Genomic DNA, 21,690 nt, shown 5'->3' on the forward strand with positions numbered 1-21,690 from the left:
GCGCCTACAGCGTGCCTGCACGGGCGGCATGCGTGCGGGGGACGCCCGCCGCCACGGCCCGAGCTATCCGGGTGATTCGCCCCCGAGGCCGTCACCCCGGAGGCCCCACCGTCAATACGTCTGCTGACAGGAAGCGTCCGGTGCCCCCGGCCGCGTCGGGTCCCGCACGAGAACGGAACACACCACCATGCCCACGGACCGCTGCCGACTGCTGCCCATCGCCTCCGCGAGCGTCCTCGCCCTCGCCGCCACCCTGGGCGCCGGGGCCGCCCTCGTCACCTCGCCCGCGACCGCTTCCGGGCCCGCGCGCGCCGCCGCGCCCCGGGAACCGGTGGAGACGACGGTGCGGGTGGGGACCGGCACCGCCAACTTCTGCCTCACCCCGGACGCCACCCGCGCGTTCGCCAAGGCCGGGATGCGCCTGACCGCGCTCGCCCCGGCGAAGCTCACCGGTCCGGCCGCGCGCCGCTGCGTGACCACCCCGATCTCCGGCGGCACGCTCAACACCCGCTTCACCTCCGGGCACCTCGACTTCCGGGGCGGCTTCGACTTCGTCGGCAAGGGCCACCGCCACCTGAGGGTCAGCGCGCTGCGCGGCGAACTCGCCACCTCGCGCGTCACCGGCACCGTCGGCGGCTCCAAGGGGCGCCGGACCGACTTCCTGGCGTTCCATGTCGACCCGGCCCGGGTCCAGGTGGGCGGCGGACAGGCGCGGGCCCGGATGAGCTTCACCCTCACCGAGCGCGGCGTCGGCGCCTTCCGCGGCGCGTTCCGGGGGCAGTCGCCGCTCGCCGTGGGCCAGCGCGTGTTCGACGGGGACGGCACGGCGAGCTTCAGCATGCAGCAGGCCGGCAGCACGTCGTCCGGGACCGGCACCGCCCAGGACCAGGCGTCCCCCGCCCCGGCCCGGCAGACGCCCGGGGCGGCGCGGCAGCCGTCGGCGGGCGCCGCGCAGCAGCCGGCCGGGCAGTCGCCCGCCGCCTCGCCCCGCCCGGCGGCCGACCCGACGCCCGCACGGCAGAACGATGTGGCGATGGACCCGGTCAACGCGGTCGCGGCCGACTGAGCGTCAGGGCGGCGCGGGGCCGGGGCGGCACGGAGCCGGGGCGGCACGGCACGGCGGTCGGCCCGGCTCCGCGCCGAGGCCGTTCCCGCGCCGATGCCGGTCCCGCGCCGATGCCGCCGGTGACGTCGGCCGTGGTGCCGGTGATCCAGCGGGCGTCGGCGACGGCCGCGACGGTCTCCTGGGCCGCCGCCTCAGTCCTCGGCCCGCTCGTGGTACATCCGCCGGGTGTGCTCCGTGTGGGCCCGCATGACCGCGGTCGCCCGGGCCTCGTCCCGGGCGGTGATCGCCTCGATCAGCTCGCGGTGTTCGGCCCAGGACCGCTTGCCGCGCTGCCGGGCGACGGGGGTGTAGTACCAGCGCACCCGTCGCCCCACCTGCGCCGCCAGGTCGGCCAGCACCCTGTTGCCCGCCAGGGCCATCACCTTGGCGTGGAACTCCGCGTTGGTGGCGACCGCGGTCTCCACGTCGTCGTCCCGTACCGCCCGCTCGCCTTTGTCGCACAGCGCTTCCAGCTCCGCGATGCCGGCCGGTCCGGCGTTGGCGGCGGCGAGCCGGGCGGCCTCCGCCTCCAGGAGGGTGCGCACGGTGAACAGCTGGTCGGCCTCCTCCTCGGTGGGCTCGTGCACGAACGCGCCCTGCGCCGGGCGCAGATCGACCCAGCCCTCCGTGTTGAGCCGTTGGAGCGCCTCACGGACCGGCTGCCGGGAGACACCGAGGTGGCCCGCCAGCTCGCTCTCGACCAGGTGCTGGCCGGGACGCAGCGCGCGGGTCGTGATCAGTTCGAGGAGCGCTTCGTAGACGCGCTCGCGCAGCGGGCCGGGGCGTTCCAGCTTCGGCACGGTGCCCTGCGGCAGCCCTGTGGACAGCATCGAGATACCCCTCCGTGGACGCGACCGGGGGCGGTGCGGGTGCGCGCGACGGCCCGGGCGACCGATTGGTTATCGTCTACAGTCTACCGAGCGGGTCCGCCCGCGCGCAGGCCGCTCACCCCGGCCGCGCCACGCCCGGCCGTTCCCCCTGCGGGCGGCAACTCCTGCGAGAATACGTGTGCTTGAACCACCTCGGAGCACCGCGGGCCGCCACGGAACCGCGGGGAGGGCAGGGCACCCATGCGCGGAGGAACGGTCGCGGTCGTGGGCGGGAGCATCGCCGGATGCGCCGCCGCGCTCGCCGTACACCGGGGCGGCGCCACGGACATCACGGTCTACGAACGCGCCGCCGGCCGCCTGGCGGACCGCGGCGCCGGCCTGGGCGTGCACAACGCCCGCTACGCGGAACTGGCGTCGGCCGGGTACATGGACGCGGACATGCCCTGGATCCAGCTGTCCCGGCGCCGCTGGTACACCCGCGACGGCCGCAGCCCGCTCGGCCGGCCGGTGGGCGAACTGCCCTTCCCGTTCCGTACCTACAACTGGGGCCCGCTCTGGCGCGAACTGCGCGGCCGGATGCCCGCGACCGCCGTGTTCCGCAGCGACAGCCCGGTCCGTGCGGTCGAGACCTCGGCCGACGGCGCCGCGGTGCACCTGGAGAACGGCACCACGCACCACGTCGACCTGGTCGTGGGCGCGGACGGCTACCGCTCGGCGGTGCGCGGCGCCGCCTTCCCCGGCGTACGGCCCGCGTACGCCGGTTACCTGGCCTGGCGCGGCGCGTTCCCCGCCGAACGGCTGACCGCGCTCGACGGTCCGGCCGGCGCGTGGCCGGTCGAGGACTGCGTCTTCGCCGTCTTCCCCGGCGGCCACGCCGTCATCTACCGCATCCCGGACGGCTCCGGCGGCCACCGCGCCAACTGGGTGCTCTACACCGTCCCTCCCCCGCGGCTCGACCTCGGCCTGGACACCCCCACCAGCCTTCCGCCCGGCACCCTCGGCGAGGCGCTGCACGCGCACTTCGCGCAGGTCACCGGCGAACTCCTGCCGCCGTACTGGGGCGGCCTGCTCCAACTGACCCGGCCGGAGGAGCTGTTCATCCAGCCGCTGTACGACTTCACGGCGCCCCGCTACGCCGCGGGCCGGCTGCTGCTCACCGGTGACGCGGCCACGGTCGCCCGTCCGCACACCGGCAGCGGCGCGGTGAAGGCGCTCCAGGACGCCACCGCCCTGGAAGCCGCCTGCACCGCCGCCGGCACCTGGTCCGAGGTGGCCGCCGCGTACGACGCGTCCCGCGGCCCCGTCGGCATCTCGATGATGGAACTCGGCCGCCGCCTGGGCGACGTGCTCGTCCTGCGCGGCCCGGACTGGCGGACGGTGGACCAGGCGGACCTGGACGCGCTGTGGGCGGGGGCGGACGCGGGCGCGTTCGGCGGGCGGGCCCTGCCGGGGGCGCCGGGCGCCGGGCACCCGGCCGGACGCGTACCGGACAATGGAACGGCCGAGGCCGGTCCGGCACCGCTGGCCGGCGCACCAGGGACGGACAGGACTGATCAGACATGGGACGGGTCACCGAGCGACGCCGCGTCATCCGCGTCCGCGACGGAGCCGTGAGCACGCGCCCGGACACCCTCGTCGGCGAGGAGCCGCTGGAGATCCGCCTCGGCGGCCGGCCGCTCGCCATCACGATGCGCACACCGGGCGACGACTTCGCGCTGGCCGCGGGCTTCCTCGTGAGCGAGGGGGTGCTCGGCGGTGCCGGGGAGCTGGCGAACATCGTGTACTGCGCGGGCGCCACCGAGGACGGCTCGAACACGTACAACGTGGTGGACGTGCAGCTGGCGCCCGGCGTGCCCGTCCCGGACATCACGCTGGAGCGCAACGTCTACACGACGTCGTCCTGCGGCCTGTGCGGCAAGGCCAGCCTGGACGCGGTCCGCACCTCCGCCCGCTGGCCGCTGGACCCGCCCGCCGACGCCCCGGCCCGCATCGCGCCCGCGACCCTGTCCGCCCTGCCCGGCCGGCTGCGGGCCGCGCAGCGCGTGTTCGACCGGACCGGCGGACTGCACGCCGCCGCGCTCTTCGACGCGGACGGCACGCTCCTCGACGTCCGTGAGGACGTGGGCCGTCACAACGCCGTCGACAAGGTCGTCGGCCGCGCCCTCCAGGACGGGCGGCTGCCGCTGCGCGACACCATCCTGATGGTCTCGGGCCGGGCCTCGTTCGAACTCGTGCAGAAGGCGGTCATGGCGGGCATCCCCACCCTCGCCGCGGTCTCCGCGCCGTCCTCCCTCGCCGTGGACCTGGCCGTCGAGAGCGGGCTGACGCTGGTGGGGTTCCTGCGGGGCGCTTCGATGAACGTGTACGCGGGGGACGAGCGGCTGGCGCTGGGCGCGGTGGCGGGCAAGGCCTGAGCGCGGCGGCCGGCGCGGGCCGTCAGCCCGCGTCCGGCCCCGGCTTCTCCCCCGGCTCCACGACACGCGCCAGCAGCGCCACCAGCTGCGCGCGTTCGGCGGGGGTCAGGGCCGCGGTCAGCTCGTCGTTGGCGCGGTCCCCCAGCGCTTCGGTACGGCGCAGGGTGCGCTGCCCGGCGGCGGAGATCTCGATGGCGTTCTTGCGCCGGTCCCTGGGGTCGGGGGCACGGGTCACCAGCCCGTCGGCCTGGAGGTCGTTGACGACCGCGACCATGTCCTTGGGGTCGATCCCCACACTGCGGCCCAGCTCGGCCTGGGAGACCGGGCCCAGTTCCCCGACGGCCGACAGCACCGCGTGGTGCATCATCCGCATCCCTTCCTCGGCCAGCGCCTCGGCGACGAGCCGGTGGCCGCGGGCGGCGGCCCGGCCGAGCAGCCAGCTGGGGAGGGCGCGGATGCGGGCGGGTGCGTAGGGGGTCTCTGCCATGGCATCAGCCTATCCGGAAAACCATTGGGCTCACCAATGATTCCTGTTATCGTTGGTGCTCCCAACGGTTCGCTGGCGCGCACCGCCGTGCCGTCCCGTTCGGGTTCCCGTTTCCCGCACGGCGTCCGGCATCCGTGACGCCTGTCTTCCGCGCGGCGTCCGGCGACGTCACGCCCTTCCCCTCGGAGGTGCCCATGCGGCGAGTCCGCTTCCATTCCTACGGCGGTCCGGAAGTCCTGCGGGTGGAGGAGGCCGACGTTCCCGAGCCGGGCCCCGGTGAACTGCTCGTACGGACCGAAGCCATCGGGGTGAGCCTGCCGTCCGTGCGCCGGACGCGCGGGGACGGCGACGGCGGCGGCGTACCGCTGCCCGCCGTCCTCGGCGGCGAGGTGGCCGGCGAGGTGATCGGGCTGGGCCCGGACGTCACCGGCTTCACCGCCGGCGAGCGGATCACCGGACTTTCCTTCACCGGTTCGTACGCCGATGTGGCCACCGTGCCGGCCCCGCTGGCCTCCCGGATACCGGACGGCGCGACGAGCGAGGACGCCGTCGCGCTGGTCCGTGGCGGCCAGGTCGCCCTCGCCGCGCTGGCCACCGCCGCCCCCGCCGGCCCCGAGTCGGTGCTGATCACGGGCGCGGCCAGCGCCACCGGGCACCTCGCGGTGCAGTTGGCCAAGCTGCGGGGCGTGCCACGGGTGGTGGCGGCCGTCGGCTCGGCCGCCAAGGCGGACTTCCTGTACGGACTCGGCGCCGACGAGGTCGTCACGTACGAGGACGCGTCCTGGGGCGAGCCCGTCGACATCGTGCTGGACGGCGTCGGCGGGGACCTGCTGCCGCGCGCGGTGGCGGCCCTCGCGCCCGGCGGGCGGCTGGTGTTCTTCAACTCGGGCGGCGGTACGGTCCCGGCGTACGACCTCCTCGCGGGCTCGAAGACGATCACCGGGCTGACCATGGCGCGCTTCGCCGCCACCCGCCCGGAGCTCTACGAGCGGCACGGCGCCGGGCTGTGGGAGCACTTCCTCGCAGGCCGGCTGCGGGCCGCCGTGCACGCCCGCGTCCCGCTGGCGGAGGCCGCGCGGGCACACGAGATCATCGAGGGGCGCGGCAACTTGGGGAAGGTCATGCTGATCCCCTGAGCCTTGATCCCCTGATTTCCTGATCCTTGATCCCTTGATCTTCGCGGTTCCCCTGTCGGGCGCGGCGTCGGCGCTGCTTACGGCGGCGTGCGCCACGGGTCCGCCCCGTGGTTCGCACAGGCATCCTCCGCCTCCTCCGGACGGGGAAGAAATCCGGCCGGGTGCGAAGAACCGCCGCGCGTGGCTTGTGGCGGTGCCGGGAGCCCAGTAGCTTCCTGCGCACGCGGAGGTAGGACGTTCTACGTATTCCGCCGATGCGATGCCCCGCCTACGCCCCGAAGGGCAGGTCGGACCATGACGTCACCGTTCCGCACCCATGACCACCACCGCGGCAGACCCGCCAACGGGATCCGGCCGCGGCGCCGCGCGCTGGCCGCGCTCGCCGCCGCGGCCGCAGTCCTGGTTCCCGTGGCCACCGCCCAGGCCGACCCCACCACCACCGCGGCGCCACCCACCGGCTTCGACCAGCAAGTACTGTTCAAAGCCTCGCAGGAGCGCGGCTACGCGTGCTTCCGCATCCCGGCCATCGTCCGGTCCACCCGCGGCACCCTGCTGGCGTTCGCCGAGGGCCGGGTACGCAACTGCGGCGACGCGGCCGACATAGACCTCGTACTGAAGCGGTCCACCGACGGCGGCCGTACCTGGGGCCCCCTCCAGGTCGTCAACGAGGGCGGCGGCGACACGCACGGCAACCCGGCCCCCGTCGTCGACCGCGAGACCGGCCGCGTCCTGCTCGCCGAGACCTACAACAAGGGCCGCACCGACGCCGGGGCCTGCGATGTGCCGTGCGACCGCACCCCGCACCTCCAGTACAGCGACGACGACGGCGCCACCTGGTCGGCACCGCGCGACCTGACCGCCGAACTCCGGCCCGCCGGATGGAACTCCTGGTACGCGACCGGTCCCGTGCACGGCATCCAGCTCGCCCGCGGACGGCACGCCGGACGGCTGGTCTTCACCGTCAACGCCGAGAGCTACGCGGGCGGCCGCATAACGGCCAACCACGCGGCGCTGATGCTCAGCGACGACGGCGGCGACACCTGGCGGGTGGGCGCCGTGGACAGCTACCCGACCGCCGCCGACGGCACGTTCCGCCAGAAGCCGTCGGAGATGAGCCTCCTGGAACGTTCCGACGGCTCGGTGTACGTCAACGGGCGCGAGCAGGACGGTACGGATCTCGGCCACCGCACGGCGGCCGTCAGCCGCGACGGCGGCGCCTCCTTCACCCGCCCCTTCCGCACGCTGCCCGGCCTGTACGCGCCGATGGTGCAGGGTTCCGTACTGCGGCTGCCCGCCCGGCGCCCCGGCGCGCCCGCCCGCACCCTGTTCGCCGCGCCCGCCGACCCCGACCGCCGCCGCACGATGACCATCCGCTCCTCGTACGACGAGGGCCGCACCTGGGAAGGCGTGGACCGGGGCGCCCGGGTCACCACCGACTGGTCCGGCTACTCGGACCTGGTGGCCGTCTCCCCCGGGCTGACCGGACTGCTGTACGAGGGCGGGGCGGCCGACGCCCGCGACGAGATCCGCTTCGCCCGCTTCACCGACGCCTGGCTCGGACCGCGCCGGGGCCCCGATCCGACGACCCCGGACCACGGGCGGCACGCCCGGCCCGCCCTCGTGCTGGGCGGCGCCCGTCCGGTACCGGGCCGCTTCGGTGCCGCGCTCTCCTTCGACGGCCGGGACGACGCCGTACGGCTGCCCTTCCGCCGCTCGCTCCCGCTGGGCAGCGGGGACTTCACGTGCAGCCTCTGGTTCCGCTACCGCGCCACGTCCGGCGAGCAGCCGTTCCTGTGGATGGGCGGGGTGGGCGGCCGCAGCCCGCAGGTGGCCCTGCGCGGCGACCCGGCCCACGGCCGGATCAGCGCCTTCATCACCGCGCTCGACGGCGCCCGGCCGCCCGCCACCGCCGAGGTCGCCACCACCGCCGCGTACAACGACGGGCAGTGGCACCACCTGTCCCTGCGGCGCGCCGACGGCCGGCTGACCCTCGCCGTCGACGGCACCGAGACCCGGACGGTCCCCGACGTCCCCGGCTCCGTGAGCCGCAACTCGGTCTTCGGCGTGCACGCGGGCCAGAAGGTGGACAGCCGTGCCCACCTGGCCGGCGACCTGGACGAAGTACGGGTCTACGGGCGGGCGTTGAGCGACGGTGAGCTGGCCCGGGTACGCGAGGGGAACGGGCGCGTCAAGGGGCCGGTCGTGCTGAACCTGCCCTTGGACGACGTGGACGACGAGTAGGCACGAGGCCGCTGGTCAACGCCTTCCGTAGAAGGCGTCGACCAGCGACTCCATGCTCTTCTGGAAGGAGCAGCAGAGTGCGATCCACGACCCGTCCACGAAGACCAGGTCGAACCGGCCGCGGGGCAGCGTCGTGCGCGGCTTGGGCCGCAGTTCGGCGATGTCCTGGCGCGGGACTTCCACGGCGAGGGCCGGTTCGGGGTCACGGGCCCGCCATCCGGTGGCGTGGTCGGTGACCACGAACAGCCGGCGGTCGGTGATCGCCTGGTGCCGGGGGGTGCCGCCCGCGTTGGTGACCTGCACGAGGAAGCGTCCGGCCATGCTGGTCCAGCCGCCCTCCATGGGCTTGCCGTACATCATGCGCTCGGCCGCGGCGTCGGCGGCGTCCTCGATGTTCTCCGGGGCCTCGCTGATCCCCTCGGCGACGTTGCCCACGGCGCGGGTCAGCCGGTTGTTGGTGAACCGGTTGTCGGTGACCGCGTCGATGGGCCGCGACGCCTTGTTCAGCACGTTGCCCAGCACGCCCCGGATCCGCTTCTCCAGGGCCGACTGCTTGGGCGGCAGCCGCAGGTGCGCGGGAACCAGCGGCAGGGACGGGTACACGTCGTACTGCTCGCTCCGCAGCAGCACCTCGCCGGGCTGGAGGAACTGCCGGCACGGGGTCTCGTGGTCGATCACGCGGCCATTCTCCTCGCTCAGCCGAAGGGATTGTCGGGATCGCGCGGCTGCTGGGCCGACGCCGGGCGGGACATCAGGCGGATGTCCTGGTCGGCGGCCGGTTTCTGGTAGCGGCCGAGCGGGTCCGGGTTGGCGGGGGCCGGGTCGGCGGGAACCCCGTGCTTCGACGGCGGGCTCAACGGTCCGCTGACGGCGGGCCCGCCGGTCGTGCCCCCGCCGGAGGGCGACGGGTCGAAGTCCGACGCCGGCGGCAGGTGGACGTCGCCGTGCCGCCGCGCGCCACCACCGGATGCGGCGCCCCCGCCGTCACCGCCGTCGATCATGTCGTCGAGCTTTTCGGCTCCCGCCTGGACGACGGGCGAAAGCGCCTGCGTCGGATCGCCCGAGAATCCCAGGCCTCCCATGCCGAGGCCGACGGCACCCTTCATCGGCACCTTTACGGCCTTCAGCGCCTTTTTCGCGGCGATCCCCTTCAGGAACTTCTCGGCCTCGACCGGGTCCTTGATGTGCTTCCAGGTCCAGGGCTTGAGCTTTTTGACCTTCGACATCTTCTTGGCTTTTTTGAGCAACTTGATGATGTTGACGAAGGCCCTGAGTTCGGTGGCCAGTTCCTCCAGTACCCGGGCGATACGCGTCGAGACGATCCCGGCCTGGGCGACGGCGGTGGCGGCGGCCGCCGCGGCCGAGGCGCCGACCGTGATGATCGAGGTGGCCAGCGCCACGGCCAGCTCGATGATGGCCCACTCGATCAGCTCGCGGATCAGCGTCTCCACGACCTGCTCGGCCAGCTTGGCCCGCTCGCCCGCCTGCTCCAGGACGTCCGCCACCGCGTCCATGTCGGCGGCTTCCTGCTCCAGTGCCGCTTCCATCTCGGCGAGGTGCCCCTGGAACGCGTCGGCCGCCTGGCCGGTCCACTCGTGGGCGAGGTCCGCGCGGTCCCGGCGCTGGTCGGCGATCAGGTTGCGCAGTTCGGTGGCCTGTTCGCGCCACAGCTTGGCGGCTTCCTGGATGCCCTCGTCGTCACCGGTGACGCATTCCAGGTGCTCGGCGAGCGGTTCGACGAGCGGACGCATGATGGCGTCCACCGCCGAGTCGAACCCGCTCATCCAGTCGTTGACCTTGTTGTAGGCGCTGAGCGCCCCCGTCGCCACGCCGCTCATCGGCCGCCCCCGGGTCCGCCCTGGACGTGCCGCATCGTGCGCACGGTCTCGTCCTCGTCGGACTGGTAGGCCCGTGCCGTCTCGGTGACGCCCTCGCCGACCTTCTCCTCCAGCGTCGCCGCCTTGTCGAGGATGTCCAGGCAGTCCTCACTCTGCTCCGCGTAGGCGCTGTACAGTTCGTCGGCCTCCGGGAGCTTTCCGAAGGCCTGCTGGTTCAGCGAATGCGAGGCGAGTTTGCTGCGGATCGCCCGCAGCTTCTCCGCGCGCTGGTCAGAGCTTTTGGCGAACTTGTGCAGAGCTTCTTGAGCAGCGGTGAATTGCTCGGGCACAGATCTCCCCCGATCCGTCGGTCATGGTGCGGGCGGACGCCGGGGCGCCGCGAAAGCCCGGACAACAGTACGGCGTCATCGCCGACGGGCAGGACGGGGGTGTTGATGCCCGTTGTGCAGATTTGTGGGGTCAAGAGATGACGGGTGGCACCGGGCCGCGCATCTCCCTTTGCCTTTCATTGGTAATCCCTGGTGATTCTCTTGCCCATCATTTGGGATTGGTGTGCAACTCCCGAGCCGGTGGCGCGGCAGCAGCGGCGACGGCAGACGAAGGACCGGCGTCCCGGGCCGGATCCACTTCGGTCCCCGCTCCGAAGCCCGCCTCCCGCGGGGCCCGTGCCGCGTACCGCTTCGCCAGCACCGCGCACACCATCAGCTGCATCTGGTGGAAGAGCATCAGCGGCAGGACGGCCAGTCCGGCCCCGCCGCCGAACAGGACGGTGGCCATGGGGAGTCCGGCGGCCAGGCTCTTCTTGGAGCCGGCGAAGGTGATGGCGATGCGGTCGCCGCGGGCGAAGCCGGCCTTCTTCGAGCCGTACGAGGTGAGCGTCAGCATCAGCGCCAGCAGGACGGCCTCGACGCCCAGCAGGCTCAGCAGGCGCCACGGGGAGACCTGGTGCCAGATGCCCTCGACCACGCCCGCGCTGAAGGCGCTGTAGACGACGAAGAGGATGGAGCCGCGGTCGACGAAGCCGAGGATCTTCTTGTGCCGGGTGAGGAAGCCGCCGATCCAGCGGCGCAGCAGCTGTCCGGCGAGGAAGGGCACGAGCAGCTGGAAGACGATCGAGACCAGCGAGCGGGCCGAGAAGCCGCCGCCGTCGCCGCCCAGGAGGAGGGCCGCCAGCAGCGGGGTCACCACGATGCCGACCAGGCTGGAGAAGGAGCCCGCGCAGATCGCCGCCGCGACGTTGCCGCGCGCCATGGAGGTGAAGGCGATCGAGGACTGGACGGTGGAGGGGACCAGGCACAGGAAGAGCAGGCCGGTGTAGAGGGGCTGCGTCAGGACGTACGGGACCAGGCCGCGGGCGGCCAGGCCCAGCAGCGGGAAGAACACGAACGTACAGGCCAGGACCGTCAGGTGCAGCCGCCAGCTGCGCATCCCGGTGAGCGCCTCGCGGGTGGAGAGCCGGGCGCCGTAGAGGAAGAAGAGCAGCGCGACCGCGCCGGTGGACGCGTCGTCGGCGACGGCGGCGGCCGCGCCGCGGGCGGGCAGCAGCGCCGCGAGGCCGACGGTGCCGACGAGGGCCAGGATGAATCCGTCCACGGGGAGCCAGGAGGGGATGCTGAGCTGAGGGCGGCGCATGGTCTCTCTTCGACGGTCGGTTCGGGTAGGGCGAACGAGGCAGATGAGGTAGTCGGTACAGGTGAGGCAGTCGGTTCGGGTGCGGCGGCCGATACGGGCGAGGCGGCCGGTACGGGCGAGGCGGCCGGTCTCCGTGGGGTGGACGGTGCCCTCTCCAGCCTGCCTGGTGGCACGGTCATCGGGAACCCCTCTTACCGTGGTGACTGCCATCACGGATCACGATGACGGCCGCTAGGCTGAGACGATGTTCGACCCGGTGCAGTTGCGTACGTTCCTTGCGGTGGCCCAGACGCTGAGCTTCACCCAGGCCGCGCACCGGCTCGGCCTGCGGCAGTCCACCGTCAGCCAGCATGTGCGCAAGCTGGAGGCCGCGGCCGGGCGGCGGCTGTTCTCCCGGGACACCCACGCCGTGGACCTCACCGAGGACGGCGAGGCGATGCTCGGCTTCGCGCGCACGATCCTGGAGGCCAACGAGCGGGCCGCGGGCTTCTTCACCGGGACGCGGCTGCGCGGCCGGCTGCGGTTCGGGGCCTCGGAGGACTTCGTCCTGACCCGCATGCCGGAGGTGCTGGAGGAGTTCCGCCGCGAGCACCCCGAAGTGGATCTGGAGCTGACCGTCGAACTGTCCGGGACGCTGCACGAGCTGCTGGCCGCCGGCCGCCTCGACCTCGTCCTGGCCAAGCGCCGCCCCGGCCCCGCGCGCGGCCGCCCGGAGGCGCCGACCGGCCGGCTCGTCTGGCGGGACCGCCTCGTGTGGGTCGGCACCGACCGGCTGCGGCTGGACGCGCGGCGGCCCGTCCCGCTCGTGGTGTTCCCGCCGCCCGCGGTGACCCGGGCCCGCGCGCTGGAGGCCCTGGAGCGGCAGGGCCGCGACTGGCGCATCGCCTGTACGAGCGGCAGCCTGAACGGCCTGATCGCGGCCACCCGGGCCGGGCTCGGCGTGATGGCGCACAGCCTCGGCATGATCCCGCCCGGCCTGGTCCGGGTGCCGTCGCGGGCGGGGTTGCCGGACCTCGGCGGGGTGGACTTCGTCCTGCTGTACGGCGACGAGCGGGAGAACGCGGCCAGGGGCCCGGCGGAGGCCCTGGCCGAGGCGATACTGGCGGGCGGCGACCGGTTGCAGCTGCCGTAGGGCGGCGCGGGGCCGGACCCCGGGTTCCTCACCGCCACGCCAGGGAGCAGGACGCCGCGTCCCACAGCGCCTGCCGGGCGCGCAGCGACTCGATCACGGCCTCCGCGGCCTGTGCCCACTTCTCCCGGTCGTCGCCGCAGATCTCGACGAGCATCCGCGAGGACAGCGCCGCGTGCGCGTCTCCCTCGCCTGCGACGCGCCGGGCCAGGTAGTCCTTGAACGTCGCGAGCCGTTCCTGGGCGCCCTCGATGGCGGCGACCATCCGGAGCGTGCCGGGCATCAGGTCGGTGCGGCCGAACACGAACACGGCGGCGCGGCAGTGCAGCGGCGTGCGTGCGACGACGTTCCAGGTGGCGGCGGTGAAGTCGGCGGCGCCCGGGGGCGCGTCGGCGTACTTCAGGGCCTTGCCGACCGTGTTGCCGTCGCGCAGCAGCGCCACGAACGTCTCGACGGGGACCGTGTCGGCCCCGGTCCGGCGCATGCCGTCCACGTACAGCTCGAAACGGCTGCGGTGGCCGTCCCCGACCGCGTCGCTCTCCTCGGCCGGCACGATCTCGTTGATCAGCCGGCGGCCGGCGGTGGGCCCTCGCGGGACCCACGGCACCTCGGTGCAGGTGAGATCGCGTTGCAGGCTCTTGAGCAGCGTCATGAAGCCCCATACGGCGAAGACATGGTGCTCCTGGAAGGCCGTGATCCGGCCGAGGCTGGTCAGTTCGCCGTGTACGCGGTGTTTCGCGACGTGGTCGTGGGCCGGGCCCACCCGGCGTCGCAGGGCGCTCAGTCCGGGGTGGACGGGGTCGTCGGGCGGCGGCCGGTCGTCGTCCGGGGGCTGGTCGCGGGGGTCGGGGCGGGGGTCGGGACGGGGGTCAAGTCCCTGGTCGAGGCGGGGGTCGGGGCCGTGGTCGGGACGCGGGTCGGTGCGGTGGTCGGGACGCGGGTCGGTGCGGTGGGGGTGGCGGTGGCGGGTCATCATCGGCTTCCTCGGTGAGCGGACCGTGGGCGGTCAGGCGGGCGCGCCCGGCGCGGTGGCGCGCAGTGTGAACAGCAGCGGGCACTCCCCCTCGATCCGGGCGGGCAGCCAGTACCTGCCGTCCGCCCGCCGTTCCGGATACGGCAGCATCGGGAACCCCGCGCAGGGGTACTTGCGCAGGAAGTCCGGCCGCGGCCCCGCCCGGACCACGCTGGTCACGATCTCGCCGAGGGAGTGCGCCCAGGTGTAGCCGGCGATCGCGGCCCCGGAGCCGGGCTCGAAGGGCTGGAGGCTCTCGCGCCCGCCGAGGAAGCTCCGGACGCCGCTGCGCCGGTGGCTGTGTCATGGCTCCTTCTTCCCCCGTGGGTTTCCGATGCCTGGGATACGGAGCCGGAGGCGGAGGCGTTCACCCCTGTTTGCGGCCGGCTGCCGCTTCCGCTGCCTCCGGGACGCGTTGGGAGAGATTTGGTGCAGATCCGGTCCCGGCGTCGTGATCGTTCGGCGGGTGCCGCCCCCGCCGATGTCCGGGCTTCTCCGGAGTAGCCCGTTTTCGGCGCATGACCAGCGACTATGCCATCGGTCCGGCGGACCGGGCGCCCCTCCCGCCGCCCGTCCTGTTGGGGTACGGTCTCGGCCCTGTGTGAAGCACCACGAGGAGCTGGGTCATTGCGCGAGTTCTCCGTGCCTCCGTTGGCTACGGCGCCCCGCGTCGGCGGGTTGGCGGACGCTGTCTTCGACCATGCCGGCTCGGATCCGGACCGCGTCGCGCTGGCCCGCAAGGACGCCGCCGGGCAGTGGCGGGACGTGACCTCGGCCGAGTTCCGCGACGAGGTGCTGGCGCTGGCCAAGGGCCTGCTCGCGCAGGGGGTCCGGTTCGGCGACCGGGTGGGGATCATGTCCCGTACCCGCTACGAGTGGACGCTCTTCGACTTCGCCCTGTGGTCCGTGGGCGCCCAGCCCGTACCGCTGTACCCGACCTCGTCCGCCGAGCAGGTCCACTGGATGCTGCACGACGCGGGGGTCACGGCCTGCATGGTCGAGCACGAGGACCACGCGATGACCGTCGGCTCGGTCATCGACCGGCTGCCGCAGCTGCGCCGCCTGTGGCAGCTGGACACCGACCCGGTGGCCGAGCTGACGGCGGCGGGCGCGCACCTGGAGGACGAGGTGGTGCACCGCCACCGCATGGCCGTCACCCCGGACGCGACCGCGACGGTCATCTACACCTCCGGCACCACCGGCCGCCCCAAGGGCTGCGTGATCAGCCACGCCAACTTCATGGCCGAGGCCGACAACGTCGTCCAGCGCTACGAGACGGTCTTCCACTCCAAGCCCGGTGACGAGGCGTCCACCCTGCTGTTCCTGCCGCTCGCCCATGTCTTCGGGCGGATGGTGCAGGTCGCGGCGGTACGCGGCCGGGTCAAGCTCGGCCACCAGCCCGAGCTGTCCGCCACCGCCCTGCTCCCCGACCTCCAGTCCTTCCGGCCGAGCTTCATCCTCGCCGTGCCGTACATCTTCGAGAAGGTCTTCGCGGCGGCCCGGCGCAAGGCCGAGGCGGAGGGCCGGCTCGGGCCGTTCGAGAAGGCCGTCGAGGTGGCGGTGCGGTACGCGGAGGCGCTGGAGCACAAGGCGTTCGGCACCGCGTCCGGGCCCGGCGCCCCGCTGCGCATGCAGCACCAGCTGTTCGACAAGCTGGTCTACAGCAAGGTGCGGGAGGCGATGGGCGGCCGGGTGCGGCACGCCATGTCGGGCGGCTCCGCGATGGATCGCCGGCTCGGGCTGTTCTTCGCGGGCGCCGGCGTGACGATCTACGAGGGGTACGGCCTGACGGAGTCCACCGCCGCCGCCACCGCCAACCCGCCCGAGCGCACCCGCTTCGGCACGGTCGGCTCCCCCGTGCCCGGCACGACCGTGCACATCGCCGAGGACGGCGAGATCTGGCTGCACGGCGGGCAGATCTTCCAGGGCTATCTGAACAACCCCCGGGCCACCGACGCCGTGCTGCACGACGGCTGGCTGGCCACCGGCGACCTCGGGGCGCTCGACGAGGACGGCTATCTGACGATCACCGGCCGGAAGAAGGAGATCCTGGTCACCTCCGGAGGCAAGACGCTCTCCCCGGTCGTCCTGGAGGAGCGGGTACGGGCCCACCCCCTGGTCGCCCAGTGCATCGTCGTGGGCAACGACCGCCCGTACGTGGCCGCGCTGGTGACGCTGGACCCCGACGCGGTCGCACACTGGCTCGCCATGCGCGGCAAGCCGGAGCTGCCGCCGACGGACCTGGTGCACGACCCCGACCTGGAGACCGAGATCCGCCGGGCCGTCGTCGCCGCCAACACGCTGGTCTCGCAGGCCGAGTCGATCCGTACGTTCCGGATACTGGCGCACCAGTTCAGCGAGGAGCACGGTCTGCTGACGCCGTCGCTCAAGCTGAAGCGCAAGGCCATCGAGGCGGCGTACGCGACGGAGGTGGACGCGCTGTACCGGACGTGAGGCGCGGCGCCCGGGCCGCTCCTCCCCCGTGCGTACCCGCGCCTCCCCTACCTGCGCGGATGCCGCCTCCCCCGTGCGGCGGAAGCGATTCATCCCCCGGCCCGAGGCGCCGTCCGCGGGCCGCCGGGAGGCTGGTGTCCCATGAACACCGACCAGCGCACGGACCGCCAGGTCCTCCTGGGCCGCCTCGCCGTCGCGGCCTGCGCCCCGTACCTCCTCCTGAAACTGCTGTGGATCCTGGGCCACGACATCGGCGTCGTGGACCTGGGCAGGACCGGACGGGGCACCTGGATCGCGGCCAACGCCGTCACCTTCCTCATGGACGCCGTCGCCGCCGCCGTCGCGTACAGGCTCACCCGCCCGTCCGGCCTGCGGACCCCCGCATGGCTGCTCGCGCTGCCGGTGTGGATGGCGTCCGGGCTGCTCACCCCCCTGATGATCACCGTGCCCACCGGTTCCGCCGTCGCCGCCCTCACCGGCGCGGCGAACCCGATGGCGTCCGGCGACTTCCTCCGGCCCTGGGTGTACTTCCTGGTGTACGGCGCCTTCATCGTCGAGGGCATCACCCTGCTCGGTGCCTTCTGGGTGTACGCGCACCGGCGCTGGGGTGCGCTGCTGCGCCGGCGGCTGGAGTCCGTACCCGCTCCGGCCCCTGGGGTACGGGCGGCGCGGCGGCTGCTCGGCGTGCCCGCGGCGGTGCTTTTCGCCGTACTCGGCGTGGTCGACGTGTTGTGGGGCCTCGGCATGCCGACGGGTTCCGGAGCCGGGGCGCTGCCCACGCGGAACGTCGTCACGGCCACGTCCGGCGTCGTCCAGGGCCTGCTGGCGCTGGCCGGCGCGGCCGGACTGACCGCCCTGCTCTTCCCCCACCGGGGACCTTTCCGGCGGCTGCGGACCCGGGTGCCGCTCGCGCTGGCCTGGCTGGGCTCCGCGACGGTGTTCGCGTGGGGCGGAACGATGTGGCTCTCGTTGGCCGCGGCCGACGCGCTGACCGGTGGCGGCTCGGCCTCCGCCGGGGGCCTGCCCGGTCTGGCGGGCGCCCTGGAACTGGTCGCGGGGCTGGTCGTGCTCTGCCTCGGCGCCCTCACCCTCGCGGCGGAGTCGGCCCGCCCGGACCCCCTCGCCTCCCCGCTCCGGCACGCGCCGGGGGTGCGCGGGAATGCTCCGTAACGGATGATCGTTGACGTTGGAGAACCTGTACGTCGACCTAAGGATCGAATCTCTCGTGAGCAAGGTCCCCCACATCACCCTCAACAACGACGTGGCCATGCCGCAGCTCGGGTACGGCGTCTGGCAGGTGCCGGACGACGAGGCCTTCACGGCTGTCGGCGCCGCCCTGGAAGCCGGGTACCGCAGCATCGACACCGCCGCGATCTACGGCAACGAGGAGGGCACGGGGAAGGCGCTCGCCGCCTCCGGCATCGCTCGTGACGAGCTGTTCGTGACGACGAAGCTGTGGAACGACGCCCAGGGCTACGACTCCACGCTGCGCGCCTTCGACGAGTCCCTGAAGAAGCTGGGCCTGGAGTACGTCGACCTGTACCTGATCCACTGGCCGATGCCCGCCAAGGGCACGTTCGTGGACACGTACCGGGCGTTCGAGAAGATCTACCAGGAGGGCCGCGCCAAGGCCATCGGCGTCTCCAACTTCCAGCCCGCCCACCTGGAGCGCCTGCTGGGCGAGACCTCGGTCGTCCCCGCGGTCAACCAGATCGAGCTGCACCCGCAGCTCCAGCAGTCGGAGGCCCGTGCCTTCCACGCCCGGCACGGCATCGCCACCGAGGCCTGGTCGCCGCTGGGCCAGGGCAAGGACCTCCTCAAGGACGCCACCATCACCCGGCTCGCCGGTAAGTACGAGCGCACCCCCGCGCAGATCGTGCTCCGCTGGCACCTCCAGCTCGGCAACATCGTCATCCCGAAGTCCGTGACCCCGTCCCGGATCAAGGAGAACATCGACGTCTTCGGCTTCGAGCTGGACGACGCCGACATGGCGGCGATCGCGGAGCTCGACTCGGGCACGCGGCTGGGTCCGGACCCCGACGCGTTCAACGGCTGAGGACGCACTCGCCACTCCCGGCGTACGGCTCCGGCCGGACGCACCTCCGCCCCGGCGCCGCCGGCCCGCTCCCGGGCCGGCGGCGCCGCCGCGTTCTCCTCCCCTCCTCCTCACCACCGCCCAGCTGAAGCCCGGTTTCCCGGTTTCCCGTGTCGCCCAGGGGGTTGGGAAACCCCTTGGCACCGGCGCTGAGCAGGACGAATGTCCTGAGTGCCGGGTCCGGGCAGTCAGCGGCCCCGGCACCGGAAGACCTTCAACGGAGGAGACCCCTATGTTCCGCATCCCTCGCGCCGCCGCCGCACTCGCGGCCACCGCGGCCGTGCTCACGCTCGCCGGCAGCACGGTGGCCACCGCCGCCGGCACCTCGGCCCCCGCCCGGCAGACCGCCTCGCCCGCGGTCCAGGCCATCGTCTGCACCGTCAACGACAACGGCGTCAACTACCGCGGCGGCCCGGGCACCAATTACCCGGTCCTGGGTCAGGTGAACAGGGGCCAGAAGATGAACGCGAGGGGCCGCGAGGGTTCCTGGATCATGGGTGACCTCTGGGGCGGCCGTACCGGGGTGTGGATCCACGCCGCCTACCTGGACTGCTGAGACCCGGTTCGCCGGCCCGGCCACACGCCCGCGCCGAGGGCCGGCGGGCTGGACACACGGCGGGGTGGTGGAGGGTCTTCCCGGCCCGGGAGGGCCACCACCCCGCCCGGCACCGGCCGGCCGCCGAGGCCACGACCGCGCACCACACGCGAGCACGCCGACGGGGGCGCGCGGCGCCGGTCCCCGTGGCCGACCGGGGGACGGCGACCGGCCGGTGCCGGCATCGGGCCCGCCCTCTTTTGGGGGCGGGCCGGGCCGCGTTCGGCACGGCCCACGCCACGGTGGCGTTGCGTGGGGTTCTGGCCAGAACGGCGTAATATCAGCCAGTGGCTATCGAACTCACAGACGATTTGATCAAGCTGGAAGAAGCTGCCCTCGCGGAGCACGCGAAGCTCCGGGCCATGCAGGCCGAGTACGGCCGCACCTCCGACGGCGACGGCTGGACCGACGACCAGCACGCTGCCTGGCAGCAGCAGTGGGACGCCTGGCGGGCCGCGTCGGAAGCCGTGCAGGCCGCTGTCAGCGCACACGCCGAGGCCGCCGGCGAGAGCAGGTACGAGGTCGAGAAGGCCCTGAAGGGCAAGGTGCGGCACCCGGAGCCCGAGGAGGGCTAGCGGGAGCCACGAGAGGGCGGGCCTCCTGCCATAGCCCGGCCCGTGGCGGGGCCGGCCCGTGGCGGGGCCGGCCCGTCCCCGGGGCGGGCCCGACCTCTCGCCCTCACCGCAGCGCGTACCCCCCGTCCGGATACAGCGTCGAGCCCGTCATGTAGCCGTTGGTGAAGAGGAAGAGGACGGTTTCGGCCACCTCGGGTTCGGTGCCGAGGCGATTGAGGAGGGCGGCCTCGCGGTAGTGCCCGGCGGCCTGTTCGCGTACGTCGGCCGGGCGCCCGGACCAGAGGCTGCCGTCGATCATGCCGGGCGAGACGACGTTGACACGGACGGGCGCCAGTTCGACGGCCAGACCGCGCCCCAGGCCCTCGATCGCCGCGTTGCACGCGACGTAGGCGGGCGCCGGACCGGCCGGACGGACACTCGCGGCGCCGGACATCAGCACCACGGAGCCGTCCTGGGACAGGCGGGGTGCGGCGTGGCGGACGGCGTGGTACTGGCCCCAGAACTTGGACACGAACGGGCTCTCCGCGTCCTCGTCGGACAACTCGCGCATGGGGCCGGTCCGGTAGGAGGCGGCGGGGGTGAACAGGTGGTCCAGGTGGTCGACGGTGTCGAAGAAGGCGGCGATGGACCGCTTGTCGGTGTTGTCGACGGGGTGCCACCGGGCCGCCGGGCCCAGTTCGCGGGCGGCCTCGGCGAGGCGGTCCTCGTTGCGGCCGCCGAGGACGACGGAGGCTCCGGCGGTGACGGAACGGCGGGCCACCTCCAGGCCGATGCCGGAGGAGCCGCCGATGACGACCACAGTGCGTCCGTCGAGCGGGGCGGGCGGGGGCGGAGGCGCGGGCGGGGTGGCGCTCATGCTGTGCGGGTCCCTTCGGCAAGGCGGTCGTCGTCCCGCTGGGCGCGGGAGGCCGTCCGGTCGTCGTGGTGTGAAGATCAACCGGAGGCGGGCGCCGGTCATTCCCCGTAGCCGCCCCGGCCCGTAGGCACGCCCCGTAGCCGCGCCCCGTAGGCGCACCAGCCATAGCCGCCCCGCAGGCGCCCCGCCCGTAGGCACGCCCCGTAGCCGCCCCGGCCCGTAGCCGCCCGCCCCGTAGGCACGACCCGTAGCCGCGCCCCGTAGCCGCTCCGGCCCGTAGGCGTCCTCGCCCGTACAGCGCCCCCGCGCCAACCCGCCTACGCCGCCCGCGCCGTGTGGAACGTCTGGGCGGAGAGCCAGAAGAGGTCCGTGCGCCGGGCTACGCCCAGCGGGTCGTCCGGGTCGAGGAGGCGGGTGAGGGTGGCGCGGTCGTCCTCGTCCAGGAATTCGCCGAAGACCTCGACGGCGCGGTCCAGTTGCCGGGTGATGTGCTGCCGCTGGGCCGCGTCCAGCGGGGCGGGCACGTCCAGCAGGAAGCTGCGGCTGCGCGGGGACTTCAGGCCCGCCGCGGTCAGCAGGGCGGGCCAGTCCTCCACGACGCCGCGGGCGCCGGGCAGTGCCGCGCGCATCCGGGCGAACCAGTCCTCGCGCACCGCCTCCAGGCGGGCCTCGAAGCCGGGGCGGCCGAAGCCGAAGTCGCGGGGCAGCATGCGGGACGACAGGCCGCCCTCGGAGGCGACGAGCAGGCCGCCCGGGCGCAGCCGGCCGGCCAGGGCGGCCACCGCCGCGGCCTGGTCGCCGACGTGGTGCAGGGCCTTGCTGGACCAGATGAGGTCGGCGTCGCCGACGCCGTCGATGCCGTCGGGCAGCTCGCCGACGTGGGTACGGAAGCGGTCGCCGAAGCCGAGGCGGGCGGCGCGGTCCCGGGCGCGTCCGAGGAGCGCCTCGGTCGGGTCCACCGCCACGACCTCGGCGCGCGGGAAGGCCCGGGCGAGCAGGCAGCTGGTGACGCCGGGGCCGCTGCCGACGTCGAGCACCCGGCGCACCGCGTCGGGGCCCGGTCCGGACGGTTCGGTCAGCAGGTCCCGCAGCCAGGCCGTGGCCTGGTCGAGCATCGGCGTCTGGAATTCCGCCTCGCTTTCGAGGTGGGCGGCGAGCGCTTCCCAGTCCACGGTGGTGTGGTCGTCGTGGTGATGATGGTGCCGGTGCCCGGCCGGGTCGGGCTTCCGGCCGTGGTCGTCGTCGTGTCCGGGTGCCGGGGTGGTGGTGCCGTGGCTGTGGTCGGTCATGG

Annotated in this window: 21 protein-coding genes; 11 read left to right on the forward strand and 10 right to left on the reverse strand. The window is 73.7% G+C overall.

The window, feature by feature from the left end; all coding sequences use genetic code 11:
• Positions 1-187 precede the first annotated feature (187 nt).
• Entirely contained in the window at positions 188-1,066 is an 879-nt protein-coding gene (locus tag CP973_RS27105) for a hypothetical protein (protein WP_150246505.1), read from the forward strand.
• Between the two features lie 191 nt (positions 1,067-1,257).
• On the opposite strand, the gene CP973_RS27110 is transcribed toward CP973_RS27105, so the two are convergent.
• Positions 1,258-1,935 carry a GntR family transcriptional regulator gene (locus CP973_RS27110; RefSeq protein WP_150246506.1) on the reverse strand — a complete coding sequence of 226 codons (678 nt, stop codon included), beginning with the start codon at positions 1,933-1,935 and terminating at the stop codon, positions 1,258-1,260.
• A 240-nt stretch (positions 1,936-2,175) separates the two neighbouring features.
• Between CP973_RS27110 and CP973_RS27115 the strand changes: the two genes are divergently transcribed.
• Both CP973_RS27115 and fdhD read left to right on the forward strand, forming a co-directional pair.
• On the forward strand, positions 2,176-3,549 hold the full coding sequence (locus CP973_RS27115; RefSeq protein ID WP_244410037.1) for an FAD-dependent monooxygenase: 1,374 nt from the start codon (positions 2,176-2,178) through the stop codon (positions 3,547-3,549).
• Positions 3,495-4,349: a formate dehydrogenase accessory sulfurtransferase FdhD gene (fdhD, locus tag CP973_RS27120; protein WP_150246507.1), complete on the forward strand. Its 855-nt coding sequence runs from the start codon at positions 3,495-3,497 to the stop codon at positions 4,347-4,349. Before CP973_RS27115 ends, fdhD begins: the two co-directional genes overlap by 55 nt.
• Positions 4,350-4,371: 22 nt before the next feature.
• Here fdhD and CP973_RS27125 read toward each other — a convergent pair whose 3' ends face one another.
• On the reverse strand, positions 4,372-4,836 hold the full coding sequence (locus CP973_RS27125) for a MarR family winged helix-turn-helix transcriptional regulator (RefSeq protein ID WP_150246509.1): 465 nt from the start codon (positions 4,834-4,836) through the stop codon (positions 4,372-4,374).
• A 194-nt stretch (positions 4,837-5,030) separates the two neighbouring features.
• Here CP973_RS27125 and CP973_RS27130 point away from each other — a divergent pair, with 194 nt between their 5' ends.
• Together CP973_RS27130 and CP973_RS27135 are read left to right on the forward strand one after the other, a co-directional pair.
• Entirely contained in the window at positions 5,031-5,972 is a 942-nt protein-coding gene (locus tag CP973_RS27130) for a quinone oxidoreductase family protein (RefSeq protein WP_150246511.1), read from the forward strand.
• 294 nt (positions 5,973-6,266) lie between these two features.
• Positions 6,267-8,213, forward strand: coding sequence for an exo-alpha-sialidase (locus tag CP973_RS27135; protein ID WP_150246513.1), 1,947 nt, complete (start codon positions 6,267-6,269; stop codon positions 8,211-8,213).
• A gap of 15 nt (positions 8,214-8,228) precedes the next feature.
• Here the strand turns inward: CP973_RS27135 and CP973_RS27140 are convergent, their stop codons facing one another.
• From CP973_RS27140 to CP973_RS27155, 4 genes are all read right to left on the reverse strand, one after another.
• Positions 8,229-8,891 (reverse strand): hypothetical protein, encoded by a 663-nt coding sequence (locus tag CP973_RS27140; protein WP_150246515.1) that lies wholly within the window; start codon positions 8,889-8,891, stop codon positions 8,229-8,231.
• Positions 8,892-8,908: 17 nt separating this feature from the next.
• The gene (locus CP973_RS27145; RefSeq protein WP_150246517.1) at positions 8,909-10,051 is read right to left on the reverse strand and encodes a WXG100 family type VII secretion target; all 1,143 of its coding nucleotides are present in this window, start codon (positions 10,049-10,051) and stop codon (positions 8,909-8,911) included.
• Positions 10,048-10,380, reverse strand: a complete 333-nt coding sequence (locus CP973_RS27150) for a hypothetical protein (RefSeq protein WP_150246519.1) — start codon at positions 10,378-10,380, stop codon at positions 10,048-10,050. The genes CP973_RS27145 and CP973_RS27150 overlap by 4 nt, the downstream gene beginning before the upstream one ends.
• 208 nt (positions 10,381-10,588) lie before the next feature.
• Positions 10,589-11,683 carry a bile acid:sodium symporter family protein gene (locus tag CP973_RS27155; protein WP_244410038.1) on the reverse strand — a complete coding sequence of 365 codons (1,095 nt, stop codon included), beginning with the start codon at positions 11,681-11,683 and terminating at the stop codon, positions 10,589-10,591.
• A 244-nt stretch (positions 11,684-11,927) separates the two neighbouring features.
• Here CP973_RS27155 and CP973_RS27160 point away from each other — a divergent pair, with 244 nt between their 5' ends.
• Positions 11,928-12,815 (forward strand): LysR family transcriptional regulator, encoded by an 888-nt coding sequence (locus CP973_RS27160; protein WP_150246521.1) that lies wholly within the window; start codon positions 11,928-11,930, stop codon positions 12,813-12,815.
• Positions 12,816-12,843: 28 nt separating this feature from the next.
• Here the strand turns inward: CP973_RS27160 and CP973_RS27165 are convergent, their stop codons facing one another.
• Positions 12,844-13,785 (reverse strand): DUF3050 domain-containing protein, encoded by a 942-nt coding sequence (locus tag CP973_RS27165; protein ID WP_150246523.1) that lies wholly within the window; start codon positions 13,783-13,785, stop codon positions 12,844-12,846.
• Positions 13,786-13,818: 33 nt separating this feature from the next.
• On the reverse strand, positions 13,819-14,004 hold the full coding sequence (locus CP973_RS27170) for a hypothetical protein (protein ID WP_150246525.1): 186 nt from the start codon (positions 14,002-14,004) through the stop codon (positions 13,819-13,821).
• Between the two features lie 471 nt (positions 14,005-14,475).
• On the opposite strand from CP973_RS27170, the gene CP973_RS27175 reads away from it, so the two are divergent.
• From CP973_RS27175 to CP973_RS27195, 5 genes are all read left to right on the forward strand, one after another.
• Positions 14,476-16,278 (forward strand): AMP-dependent synthetase/ligase, encoded by a 1,803-nt coding sequence (locus tag CP973_RS27175; RefSeq protein ID WP_150250305.1) that lies wholly within the window; start codon positions 14,476-14,478, stop codon positions 16,276-16,278.
• Between the two features lie 141 nt (positions 16,279-16,419).
• A complete protein-coding gene (locus tag CP973_RS27180; protein WP_208853307.1) occupies positions 16,420-17,448 on the forward strand; it encodes a hypothetical protein in 1,029 nt (342 codons plus the stop codon).
• A 55-nt stretch (positions 17,449-17,503) separates the two neighbouring features.
• Positions 17,504-18,334, forward strand: coding sequence for an aldo/keto reductase (locus CP973_RS27185; protein WP_150246527.1), 831 nt, complete (start codon positions 17,504-17,506; stop codon positions 18,332-18,334).
• A gap of 271 nt (positions 18,335-18,605) precedes the next feature.
• A complete protein-coding gene (locus CP973_RS27190) occupies positions 18,606-18,929 on the forward strand; it encodes an SH3 domain-containing protein (RefSeq protein ID WP_150246529.1) in 324 nt (107 codons plus the stop codon).
• 326 nt (positions 18,930-19,255) lie between these two features.
• On the forward strand, positions 19,256-19,543 hold the full coding sequence (locus CP973_RS27195; protein WP_150246532.1) for a hypothetical protein: 288 nt from the start codon (positions 19,256-19,258) through the stop codon (positions 19,541-19,543).
• Positions 19,544-19,646: 103 nt separating this feature from the next.
• Here CP973_RS27195 and CP973_RS27200 read toward each other — a convergent pair whose 3' ends face one another.
• Together CP973_RS27200 and CP973_RS27205 are read right to left on the reverse strand one after the other, a co-directional pair.
• Positions 19,647-20,399 carry an SDR family oxidoreductase gene (locus tag CP973_RS27200; protein WP_150246534.1) on the reverse strand — a complete coding sequence of 251 codons (753 nt, stop codon included), beginning with the start codon at positions 20,397-20,399 and terminating at the stop codon, positions 19,647-19,649.
• A 317-nt stretch (positions 20,400-20,716) separates the two neighbouring features.
• Entirely contained in the window at positions 20,717-21,688 is a 972-nt protein-coding gene (locus CP973_RS27205) for a class I SAM-dependent methyltransferase (protein WP_150246535.1), read from the reverse strand.
• Between the last annotated feature and the right edge of the window lie 2 nt (positions 21,689-21,690).

Origin of the sequence: Streptomyces albofaciens JCM 4342, assembly GCF_008634025.1 — a bacterium.
GTDB lineage: Bacteria > Actinomycetota > Actinomycetes > Streptomycetales > Streptomycetaceae > Streptomyces > Streptomyces albofaciens.